Annotated in this window: 9 protein-coding genes; 6 read left to right on the top strand and 3 right to left on the bottom strand. The window is 60.8% G+C overall.

The features are described 5' to 3' along the window. Nucleotides 1–62: 62 nt before the first annotated feature. Nucleotides 63–2,816: an insulinase family protein gene (locus NZ993_03605; GenBank protein MCS7154878.1), complete on the top strand. Its 2,754-nt coding sequence runs from the start codon at nucleotides 63–65 to the stop codon at nucleotides 2,814–2,816. A 470-nt stretch (nucleotides 2,817–3,286) separates the two neighbouring features. Here the strand turns inward: NZ993_03605 and NZ993_03600 are convergent, their stop codons facing one another. Beyond that, a complete protein-coding gene (locus tag NZ993_03600) occupies nucleotides 3,287–4,129 on the bottom strand; it encodes a zf-HC2 domain-containing protein (GenBank protein ID MCS7154877.1) in 843 nt (280 codons plus the stop codon). After that, the gene (locus NZ993_03595) at nucleotides 4,107–4,709 is read right to left on the bottom strand and encodes a sigma-70 family RNA polymerase sigma factor (GenBank protein MCS7154876.1); all 603 of its coding nucleotides are present in this window, start codon (nucleotides 4,707–4,709) and stop codon (nucleotides 4,107–4,109) included. Before NZ993_03595 ends, NZ993_03600 begins: the two co-directional genes overlap by 23 nt. A gap of 145 nt (nucleotides 4,710–4,854) precedes the next feature. Here NZ993_03595 and NZ993_03590 point away from each other — a divergent pair, with 145 nt between their 5' ends. From NZ993_03590 to NZ993_03580, 3 genes are all read left to right on the top strand, one after another. Further along, a complete protein-coding gene (locus NZ993_03590) occupies nucleotides 4,855–5,520 on the top strand; it encodes a hypothetical protein (GenBank protein MCS7154875.1) in 666 nt (221 codons plus the stop codon). After that, the gene (locus tag NZ993_03585; protein ID MCS7154874.1) at nucleotides 5,517–6,683 is read left to right on the top strand and encodes a saccharopine dehydrogenase NADP-binding domain-containing protein; all 1,167 of its coding nucleotides are present in this window, start codon (nucleotides 5,517–5,519) and stop codon (nucleotides 6,681–6,683) included. Before NZ993_03590 ends, NZ993_03585 begins: the two co-directional genes overlap by 4 nt. An 81-nt stretch (nucleotides 6,684–6,764) precedes the next feature. Continuing rightward, complete coding sequence (locus NZ993_03580) at nucleotides 6,765–9,146, top strand: alpha/beta fold hydrolase (GenBank protein MCS7154873.1); 2,382 nt, start codon at nucleotides 6,765–6,767, stop codon at nucleotides 9,144–9,146. A 55-nt stretch (nucleotides 9,147–9,201) separates the two neighbouring features. Here NZ993_03580 and NZ993_03575 read toward each other — a convergent pair whose 3' ends face one another. Then, nucleotides 9,202–9,699: a hypothetical protein gene (locus NZ993_03575; GenBank protein ID MCS7154872.1), complete on the bottom strand. Its 498-nt coding sequence runs from the start codon at nucleotides 9,697–9,699 to the stop codon at nucleotides 9,202–9,204. 128 nt (nucleotides 9,700–9,827) lie between these two features. Here NZ993_03575 and NZ993_03570 point away from each other — a divergent pair, with 128 nt between their 5' ends. Next, entirely contained in the window at nucleotides 9,828–10,508 is a 681-nt protein-coding gene (locus tag NZ993_03570) for a metal-dependent hydrolase (protein MCS7154871.1), read from the top strand. A gap of 42 nt (nucleotides 10,509–10,550) precedes the next feature. After that, entirely contained in the window at nucleotides 10,551–11,453 is a 903-nt protein-coding gene (locus tag NZ993_03565; protein MCS7154870.1) for a hypothetical protein, read from the top strand. Nucleotides 11,454–11,566: the final 113 nt, after the last annotated feature.

Raw genomic sequence — 11,566 nt, 5'->3', positions numbered from 1 at the left:
GAACCGTGGAGTCTCTTGCTCTTACCATGAGCCATCGACCCTGTGCTAACTCGGAGGATGCCATGCGAGATGCGCTGATCATCGGAGCTCTGGCCGCCGGACTGAGTTCTCAGGCTTCAGGGCAGCCCGCCGTCGAGGGGTTTGCGTTCGTGCGCGCCTCGGGGGGCATTTGGGAATATCGCCTGAAGAGCAACGATCTGCAGGTGTTGCTCTTGGAGGACCGCTCCGCCCCCGTCGTCTGCTTTATGATCACCTATCGGGTCGGCTCCCGCAACGAAGCCCCTGGTTATACGGGCGCTACGCACCTGCTAGAACACCTCATGTTCAAGGGCACGCCTACGTTCAACAAGCAGCGGGGAACGGCTATTCCGGCCGTGCTGCAGAACGCGGGCGCCATCATGAACGCCACGACCTGGAACGACCGCACCAACTACTTCGCCGTTCTGCCGAGCGATCGGCTTGAGCTGGCCGTGCACCTGGAGGCCGATCGCATGCGCAACGCGCTTCTGCTCGAAGAGGACCTTCGATCGGAGATGACCGTGGTACGTAACGAATTCGAGCGAGGGGAAAACTCCCCCTTCCAGGCCCTCTCAAAGGCCGTCTGGGCTACGGCCTACTGGGCTCATCCCTATCACCATCCCACAATCGGATGGCGCTCGGACATCGAAAACGTGCCGATTGAGCGGCTGCGCTGGTTCTACGAAACGTACTACTGGCCCAACAACGCGACGGTGACCGTAATCGGAGACTTCCGGGCTGAAGAGGCCCTGGCCCTGATCCGGCGCTATTTTGAGCCTATTCCCAAGGCCCCGCATCCGTTCCCAGATGTATACACCGCTGAGCCTCCCCAACAGGGCCCGCGGCGCGTTACGGTCAAACGCGCCGGGCAGCTGGGGGCCGTCCTCATCGGGCACAAGTCGCCGGCCGGGCTAGAGCGGGACACGGACGCGCTCGAAGTATTGGCCACGATCCTCTCGGAGGGCAAAAGCAGCCGGCTTTACAAGGCCCTCGTGGATCAGAACCTCGCCTCTTCGGTCTCCTGCAACGTATCCCGTTTTCGAGACCCCGGGCTGTTTACGACGTTCGTCTCCCTGGCCCCCGGTGCGGATCACGGCAAGGTGGAGGCCGTGGTGCTGGCCGAGTATGCGCGCCTTGCACAAGAAGGCGTCTCCGCTGAGGAGCTAGAGCGCGCCAAAAACCAACTTCGCACGCAATACCTTTTCAGCCGCGACGGGCCGCTGGCGATCGCTAGCCAGCTTAACGAAGCCATCGCTATGGGGGACTGGACTTTTTACACGGCCTACTTAGAACGCATTCAGGCTGTAACGGCCGATGACGTACGGCGCGTGGCGGCCCGTTACCTGGTAGAGGACCAGATGACCGTGGGGTACTACGTCCCCACCCCGGCCCGCATGGCGCGTGCGGGGGCTACTTCTGACGGCACTGCTCCTCCACGATACGGCCCCTGGTATCTGCAAGAAGACGTCAGCAGGATACGTTCGGCCTCTCGGGGCGCTCCGCAGCATTGGGCCAGCCGGGTGCGCATACAACAGCTCGGTCCCATTCGACTCATAACCGTGCGCACCAACGTGGAGGGGGTGATCACGCTGCGGGGTAGCTTTGAGGGGGGCGGGACGGCCTACGCGGGCTATCCGCTTTTGGCCTCTATCACCGCCCAGATGCTCGATAAGGGCACCCGTCGGCGCGATAAGTTCCAAATCGCCCAGGAACTGGAACGCCGAGGCGCGCAGCTGAGCTTTTCGGCTGGCACCTTCCGGTTGGGCTTTAGCGCTCGCTTTCTCAAACAAGACCAAGAAGCGGTCCTGGAGCTGCTGGCCGAACAACTGCGAGAGCCCGCCTTTGATGCGGGGGAGTTCGAGAAGGTTAAGCTTCAGGCGCTGGCCGGGCTGCGACGCGCGCTGGAATCAACGGCTGCCGTGGCCCGCAACGTGCTGCTACGCCAGCTATATGATCCGCAACATCCCAACTACGAGCCCGACCTGGAGGAGCAGCTTCGCTCTTTGGAGGCCCTTACCCTTGAAGACGTGCGACGCTTTTATGAAACACACTATGGCCCGCAACGGATGATCTTGGTCGCCGTGGGCGACGTAGACGAGGCGAGCCTGGCCCGCTCCGTGCGCCGCCTCTTCGGCGGCTGGGCCAGCAAAACGCTGAAGGCCACCTTCGTCGGTCGCGTTCGAAGCCAGACGCCAAGCGGGGTGCTTACGCGTTATATGCCGGACAAGGCCAACGTGGACGTATACCTAGCGCACCCGCTAGCGCTTACCCGAACCGACCCAGACTACATGCCCGTGTTTCTAGCCAACTTCATCCTAGGTGGGAATTTCTCGGCCCGTCTTATGCAAACCGTCCGCGATTCCCTGGGGCTCACCTACGGGATCGGCTCAAGCCTATCGGGTATTACGCCCTGGACGCAGGGGCATTGGCAAATCACCGTCACCTTGGCCCCGGAGAACACCCGGCGCGGCATCGAGGCCACACAGGAACAGCTACGCAAATTCGTTCAGGGTGGGGTGAGCTCTGAAGAGGTAGAGGCTAAAAAAAGCACGCTGATCGGCAACTTCAAAGTGGGCTTGGCTACCTCAAGTGGACTGGCCAGCACAATTCTCAACTACGAGGAACTGGGTCTTGGGGTAACCTATCTGGATCGCTATCCGCTAGAGATCCAGCGCTTGACAGTGGATCAGATCAACCAAGTCATACGCAAATACTTTCACCCCGATAGGTTATTGATCGTGGCGGCCGGAACGGTAGAAGATTGGAAGACGGAATTGGCGCCGGTGCGCCCGAAGTAAAGTCATAGTTTATATCCCTGACAAGCCCGACATATCTGCTATGTCGGGCTTTTTTTTTGGGGTGTTGCTTTGTGCTGAGAGAAGCGCATATATTTTCTATGCAAGCATAGCTTCTGTCCTCTAAAGAGAAAAGGAGAAATCGCCATGCGTGTAGAAGGTCGTATTCTTCGATCGGATATTCCGATTATTCGTGTTTCACGCACCTCAAAGTACGCCGAAATCGTAGAGGAGTTGAAGAACACATCTCCTGATGAAGCCCTTATGTTGGACATATCTGATGAGCAGAGACCCAAATCCGCAGCACAGCGGATAGTGGGCACTATTCGCCGCCATGCCAAGGGACATATACAAGGTAAAATCAGAAGCCGTTTCGACCCCCAGCGAAACAAATTGTACATCTGGCTTCAAGACTGAAAACGAAGTTGGTAACGAAAAATGGCCCCGTGAGGGGCCATTTTTATGCCAGCGTATCAACCTTCTTCAGCATTGGGGGGCACAATGAGGGCGCGAAGAGCATGGCCATTATGATTGGAAATGGCCTGATAGAATACTCCTCTCCAGCGCCAGCTTACCACGTCTCGACCCCGCACCTCCTGGACATAGAAATCTTGGTCTGTGGGGAGATGGCGCAAGATTTCAGGCTCCACGTTCAACCGGTCGGAATGCTGCCGTAGACACTCCGGGGCGAAGATGAATACATAGATCGGCTCGCCATTTCGGCGGTCGATGTATTTCAGCACGGGAATCTCGACCTCAGGCAAATAGGGGCCGATCCACACCCCCACCAGATCCGCATGCTGTATCGGGGGGATGCGCACATCCCACCTCATGCGATCTCGGATTACCTGCCAGGCCTGTTCTCGGCTGGCTACACGCACCCAGGGCAACTGGCGGGTGAGCGTGGTCTGAAAGTGCTGCAGCGTGAGCTCGCTTACGCTTCGCGCTGAAACGGTGTCGGGACCTCTGGAGAACAGATAGAGGAAAAAGAAACCGAGCGCCGCTACAGCGGCCGCCATGGCCCAAGTTCGAATTGGCCTTATTCGCGCCGCCTTTGCCGGTGGGGAAGCAGCCTCTTGCAGCGCAATGCGAACACGCTCTAGGAGCTCCGCAGGTGGTTCCGGTGGCGCATGCCTGCGGGCTAGGTAGCGCTTCTGCGCGCGCTCCAGCTCCAGCTCCCAGCGACAGTTTCGACATTGAGCCAGGTGAAGCTCTAACAGCGCGCGCTCCTGTTCCGATAGCGCCTCATCGATGAGAGCTGTGATGAGCTCTTGCGCCTGTGGGCAGGGGAGATCAGCGCTCTGCATCGTGCTCATCGACTTTGTATCCTCGCTGGCGTGCGTACTCTAGCAGCCGCAGTCGCAGCAGCTTACGACCCCGATGCAAACGCGAACGCACCGTGCCGATTGGAATCTCCAGCAGATCCGCAATCTCTTCATACGTGAAGCCTTCCAGGTCGCAGAGAATGACCACCGTGCGGAAATCCACGGGCAGACTCTGCAAGGCCGCTGTGACTTCGTCATCCAACAATTGCCGATCTAGCAGCTCCGCTAAATCTGTCGATTCGGAAAGCGTCTCGTCGCGTAGGCTATAGTAATATTCCTGGATCTCCTCCAGGTCCACCCTGTCCGGCTCTCGGACCCGGCGCCTGTAGCGGTTGATAAAACTGTTTTTCAAAATCCGAAACAGCCATGCCTTGGCATTCGTTCCCGTCTCGTAGCGATCAAAAAAGCGGTACGCCTTCAGATAGGTTTCCTGAACCAGATCCGCTGCGTCCTCTGGATTGCCACAGAGGCGAAGAGCGAAGCCATACAGGGCCCTCATGTAAGGCAGCATTTCGGCCTCAAAGGCCTGCTGACGGGCCTTGTCGAAGGCGTGCGGTTCGTGGCTCGGCATGGACGACCCAAGGCATGAAGCAAGATCGCGTATAGTTACGGAGCGCGTATCTTCTGCACAAGCCGCTTGCTCCGGGACGGAGCGGGTTGGCCGCACAAGGGGGGTTTGTCCTATATTTGGGCGCGACTCCGAGCAGATCTCAACCATGCCTCGCCTCGTCATCGGCTACGGGGTTTTGCTCAGCACCCTTCTGGCGCTGGGCTGCAGCAGAACCCTGGAACGGGCCGAAAAGGTTTCCGGACTGGATCTGCCAGGGCAGCTGCTAGGCGCCGCGCTCCCAGCCTTCCAAGGGCTTCGCTTCGGCATGTCGCAAGCGGAATTTCGCGACCGCTTTCCAGACGCCATAGCCGATAGCCTTCCGCAGTTCATCACCGAGCGGCTCGAGGAGCTGAGCCCGGAGCTGCGGGGACGGTTTGAGGCCGCGCTGCGCAACAGACCCTCAGCATCCGTCACGCTCATAACCCCCCCGCTATCCGTTGTAGACAAATACCCGTATGCGGCTCGGCTTAGCCTGGACTTCGTGCACAACCGCTTGGTCCGGGTGCGTCTGTTGGTGGAGGCACGCAACCAGACGGAGGCTTTGGCGATCGAGTACTTCTGGCTAGAACGCCTCTCTAGAGCCCTCAAGAGGCGCTTTGATCCCGAGGCCGTCACCTTTACAGCCGCCACAACAGCTTATGGGCTGTATCAATGGGAGCTACCGGGTCCGCAGCGCGTGATCCTGCAGCTTATGCCCCGTCCCGGGGGGCATCCCCCCTACGTACGCCTGCTTCTGGAGGACCTTCGCCTACTAGAATCCGCCTCCCTATGAAGATCGCCCTCTTAGGTGCCGGCCAGATGGGTCGGGCTGTGCTCTTTGACCTCTTACGCAACCCTGCTGTTGCGCAGATTCGGCTCTTTGATAACCACGTCACGCGCCTCAACGAAATCCGAGAGCGCTTCAGCGACCCCCGCCTGCACCTCTATCGGGTCGACGCCAAAGACCAACCCGCCATGCAGACCCTATTGCGGGGCTCTGAGGTCATCATCAGCTGCCTCCCCTATACGCTCAACCCAAGCATGGCCCGCATGGCCGTTGAACTCGGGGTCCCCTTCTGCGACCTGGGGGGTAGCGATGTGGCTGCCGCCCAGGAGCTGGCCCTGCACGAAGAGGCCCAAACAGCCGGGGTCTGGGTGCTCCCCAACTGCGGGCTGGCCCCGGGGCTGACGAATATCTTGGTCATGCATGGGGTGGAGCAGTTCGATGAGGTCGACGCGATCGCCATCCGGGTGGGGAGCCTTCCCTTAACCCTCCGCCCGCCGTTTTACTTTCAACTCACCTTCTCCGCCGAGGGACTTTTGGACGAATACACGCGCCCCGTGGAGATCATCCGAAACGGACAGCTGCTCGCGGTGGAACCCCTAAACGAACTGGAGTACCTCGAATTCCCCGAGCCCTTCGGGCGTCTTGAGGCCTTCCTGACCGCCGGCAGCCTCTCAACCCTGCCTCGGTTGCTACTGGGACGTGTGCGACAACTGGATTACAAAACGCTGCGCTATCCCGGTCACCGGGACATGATGCGCATGCTGTTCGCCTTGGGGCTAGCCGAATCCCGGCTTATCGACGTGCGCTCAACGCTGACGTACCGGGATCTGCTGTTGCGTCGGCTGCGCAAGGCGCTGGCTTTTCGGGACCCGGACGCCGTATTGGTCTACATCCACATCAGCGGACGCCGCGGTGGCCAGATCCAGAGCCTCTACTATACGCTTGTGGACCGCTACGACGAAGCTCACGGGCTTTCGGCCATGATGCGCGCCACGGCCTTCCCCATTTCCGTTATCGGCCAAATGTTGGCCATGGGACAGATCCCCGGCTCCGGAGCCGCAGCTCCCGAACAGGTCGTCCCGAAGACCGCCTTTCTTGAGGCTATGCGCGAACGGGGGCTACAAATCGAAACCCGATGGGAAACCGTAGCCGCCCTGCCCGGCGATTGAGCCAAGTAACAACTTCGCTACAACGCCTGGACCCGAGGCGCTGTATTTTTCCCCCTGCCTGCCTCGAAGGAGGATCACCGTATGCGCACCCAATTCACGCTGTGGGCGTTGCTGCTTTTTGTGAGTTCCGGCGCGGCGGCGCAAAGTCGACTTACGATCGAGCGCATCATGGACGATCCGCGCTGGATGGGCTCTTTCCCCAACAACCCGTTTTGGTCCGAAGATGGACGCTGGCTGTACTTCTACTGGAATCCTGATGGTGCACCCGATGATTCGCTCTACAAAGTGCCGCGCACCGGAGGCAAGCCGCTGAAGGTCAGCCCCGAGGAAAGACGCCGGCTGCCGCCTCCGGGAGGGGTGTACAACAGGGCCCGTACCCGCAAGCTTTTCGTGCGCGACGGCGACGTTTTCCTCTACGACATCCGGGCGGAGCGCCTTGTGCGCCTGACGCAAACCGTGGAGCGTGAGTCCGATCCGCGCTTCCTGCTCGATGAGGAGCGCATCACGTTTGTGCGCGAAAACAACCTCTTTGAGCTGGATCTGCGCACAGGCGCCCTGCGCCAGCGGACGGACTTTCGCACGGGCCAGCCTCCGAGCAGCCCCCGATTGGATGAACAACAGCGCTGGCTACAAGATCAACAACTGCAGCTCTTCGAGGTGCTTCGGCAGCGCCGAGACCGTCGACAGGCGGCGGAGCGCTGGCAAGAGCGGGAGCAGCGCGCGCAACGACCGCCCAAGACGGTCTATCTGGGACGTCGAAGCGTACAGAACCTGCAAAGCTCTCCCGACGGCCGCTACATCACCTTCCAGTACGTCACGCAACCGGAGGACAACCGCCCCACCCAAGTGCCCAACTACGTCACGGAAACGGGCTACACGGACCAGCTGCGGGCCCGACCCAAGGTCGGCTCCCCGCAGCCGCGTTATGAATTCGCCATCTACGACACTGAGCGGGATACGATCCTCCTGTTGCGCCGCGAACTGATCCCAGGCATATATGATCTGCCCGATTACGAGCGCGAACGGCGTCTGGCGCGCGGCGACACCAGCAGCCGCTACCGAGAGCCCAGACCGATCGTCGTGCACGGACCTTTCTGGTCACCCGACGGCCAGCGGGCCGTCGTGGTCGCCGCCTCCCAAGACAACAAGGATCGCTGGATCCTGCGCCTCTTCCCCGAGACGGCCACCGTGCGGTTGTTGGATCGGCAGCGCGATGAAGCCTGGATCGGCGGGCCCGGTATCGGAGGCGCCTTCAGCGCCGGCGTGATCGGCTGGCTTCCCGATAGCCGTCGGATCTTCTTTCAGTCCGAGGAGAGCGGCTACAGCCACCTATACGTGCTGGATGTGGAATCTGGGCAAAAACGGGCCCTCACCTCGGGCCGCTTTGAGGTGTTCTCGCCCTTTCTGTCGCGCGATGGCCGGTTTTTTTACTTCACCTCCAGCGAAGTACACCCTGGAGAGCGTCACTTTTACCGCATACCCGTGGAGGGAGGGACACGTCTGCAACTGACCAGCATGGCGGGCAACAACGAGGTCGTGCTCTCCCCGGATGAAGGAATGCTCGCCATACGGCACTCGTACAGCAACCGCCCCTGGGAGCTTTTCCTGCAGGAGAACCGGCCGGGAGCGCAGCCGCAGCAGATCACCGACTCCCGAAGCGAAGCCTTCAAGGCCTACCCGTGGCGCGATCCCGAGATCGTCACCTTCCGAGCCCGGGATGGGGCACTCGTGTACGCGCGCCTATATAAGCCGGAGCGACCCAACGGAGCGGCTGTGCTGTTTGTACACGGGGCCGGATACTTGCAGAATGTGCACCGGTGGTGGAGCTCCTATTTCCGGGAGTACATGTTTCACAACTTCCTAGCTGATCACGGCTACACGGTGCTCGATGTAGACTATCGGGCCTCAGCCGGATACGGGCGCGACTGGCGCACGGCCGTGTATCGGCACATGGGCGGTCGAGACCTCGACGACTACGTCGATGCCGCGCAATATCTGGTGCGCGAGCACGGGATCGATCCCAAGCGCATCGGCATCTATGGGGGCTCTTATGGGGGGTTCTTGACGCTTATGGCCCTGTTTACACGGCCGGACGTCTTCGCCGCCGGGGCCGCCCTGCGACCCGTTACGGATTGGGCGCACTACAATCACCCCTACACGGCGAACATCCTCAACCTCCCCTACGCCGACAGCCTGGCCTACGTGCGCAGCTCGCCGATCTATCACGCCGAAGGGCTGCGAGGGGGATTGTTGATTTGCCACGGCATGGTGGACGTGAACGTGCACTTTCAAGACGTGGTGCGGCTTGTGCAGCGGCTTATCGAGCTGCGCAAAGAGAATTGGGAACTAGCCGTCTACCCCGTAGAAGACCATGGCTTTGTCGAGCCCACAAGCTGGATGGATCAGTACAAGCGCATCTTCAAGCTCTTCGAGCGCCACCTTAGAGGCGCGGGCGCCCCATAAGAGAAGCCCTTGGCGGTAAAGAAGGGGGGCTTTCTTGAAGCCCCCCTTTTTTCTCTTAAGGCCCGATCTCCTCCTCTTCCGTTGCAGGGCCGGGCGAGCCATGTTGGACCTCGACGTTAACCCCATATCGGTAAGTTAGCTCCCCGCCCAGCTCGCCGGTCAGGTAGAGCATATAGGCCAACACCAACCCCAGGGCGGCCGCCAGACCGCGCGCCCAGAGCGCGCTCCAGCGCCTCCAGGCGCTCAGTCCGAGAAAAGCGGCCCACAAGAGGCTGCCGATCCAGGCGCGCGTGCCCCAAGCCTCATGGGTTTCGATGGCCTCATGCACCGCCTCCGTCATGCGGCCTGTCTTCTCAAAGGCGCCTTCGGCAGCCTCGCCGGTCTGCCGAGCGCCTGATAAGCTCGCCGCGCCGGCTACGGCCAAAACCAAAGCTGCCGCGCGCAGCCACGTCCGGTTCCACACCAGCCAGGCCAGCGTAAAACCGACCCCGGCCAAGGTCCAGCCTATGGCCAGATGCACCACTTTGGGATGCACAAGAGGGGAGATCTCCATGGGTCGTGCTCCTTGCTGATACGGCCCTCCAATATGCGGAGCCAGCGGGCGAGGGTCAACTTGAACCACAGCAAGGGCCGGGCGTTACTTTGAGACGCTACGTAGGGAGCATGGAGGCTTGCGGGATCATGGCGGAGATTCGCTACTACGGGCATTCCGTGATTTGGTTGGAGACAGCCGGATATCGGCTTCTGTTCGATCCCTTTCTGTCGGGCAACCCCTTATGCCCGGTCAAGCCGGAGGATCTGCATCCGGATTTTCTATTGCTTACGCACGCGCATGGGGATCACTGGGGCGATACGCTGGCTATCGCCCGTCGTACCGGGGCTACGGTGATCGGCATATGGGAGATCTACGATTACCTGCAGAAACAAGGCATCTCCAATGCCCACCCCATGAACCTAGGGGGACGGCGGGATTTCCCCTTCGGCAGAGTGACCATGACGATCGCGCATCATAGCTCCTCGTTTCCGGACGGCACCTACGGAGGGCATCCGGCCGGCTTCTTGATCGAGTCGGAGGGCAAGGTCTTCTACAACGCCGGGGACACAGCGCTCACGTACGAGATGAAGATGCTTGGCGAACGCTACCGCATCGATGTGGCTTTTCTGCCGGTAGGAGATAACTTTACGATGGGCCCTGAGGATGCGGTGATCGCGGCCGAATGGCTGCGCCCGCGCTTGGTCGTGCCCATTCACTACAACACCTTCCCCGTAATCGAGATCGACGTAGAGGCCTTCGTCCGGCGATTAGAGGAAAAGGGCATCGCGGCGCGTCCGCTGCGGCCAGGAGAAGGGTTCTCGCTTTAGCGCAGCGGCCGCGCCTTGGCTCGCCCGCCGAGGAGGTGCGGGATGTTAGCCAGACTCCTCTCATGGGGCCCATTGTATCTTATCGCCCTGGGCGCCGTTTCTGTCGCAGCCCAGCCTGGGCGCCTTCAGGAACCGTTTTATCGCGAAGAAAGGGCCTGCCCGGAATTCTTCGATGCGCTCTTGGTGCGCGCGGAAGTGGGGCTGGCCCCCGTGGGGACATGGCCCCTAGTAGCGGATCGGCTCGCCTTGAAGGTTCCCCTGCTGCTCAACCTGCAACTAGAGGGCCGGCTCAAGGCGCGCAGCACCTGGGGGGCTAGTTGGGATCTGGTGCGCGCCATATCGCTCTCCACTCCCCTGCCCACCTGGTTGTGGGCCCGCTACCACTGGCGAAACGAGGACACAGACTACGCCTTTCGATTGGCCTTCGATCCGGCCCTGGGCCCAACGGGCTTTCGGCGCGTAGACGTGGCCTTCATAAGCAGCATGCCTCTGTCGATTTGGATGGCAAGCGATTTCGCCCTCGGCCTGCGTTCTCTCTGGGACCGGCGCAAATACGTGCAGCTTTCCGATAGCGCGCGCGCTCCCTTGCCCGGACTGAACCTAGAGAACCCTGCCCCGCCCTCGGATCTGAGCGTGACAATCGGTCGCGAGATACACCTACAGCAAACGTATTGGGCCTACCTAGACCCAGCCCGAAGCGCGCTCTTCGTGGGCCTGCAAGCTACAGCAGGCCGATATTCGACCCTGCAACGGCAGGCGGTCCCGGACTCCAACTCCGCCCCCGCGTGGGGAGAAATACTAGGCGGCCAGCTCTGGCTACGGCTCGGGGGCCGCTGGGCCCGTCCCCTCTGGATAGTAGGGGGCTATCTGGCTATTCCGGTCTATCGACATTCTCTACAAGGCTCCAGCGCACCCCAAGTGGGGGTGCAGCTCACCGTGCGCTAAAAAAACAGGAGCGGACCGGTCAGGGCCCGCTCCTGGTGTCGTCTGTGTTCAGGGAGGAGGTTAAGAAGTGTACTGTATCGCGTCGGGTTTTACCCGATCGCACCCCCTTATAC

The sequence above is a fragment of the Bacteroidota bacterium genome (assembly GCA_025059945.1).
Classification (GTDB): Bacteria; Bacteroidota; Rhodothermia; order JANXDC01; family JANXDC01; genus JANXDC01.
Note: the sequence above shows the minus strand (reverse complement) of the source record. Positions and strands in the feature narration are given on the sequence as shown.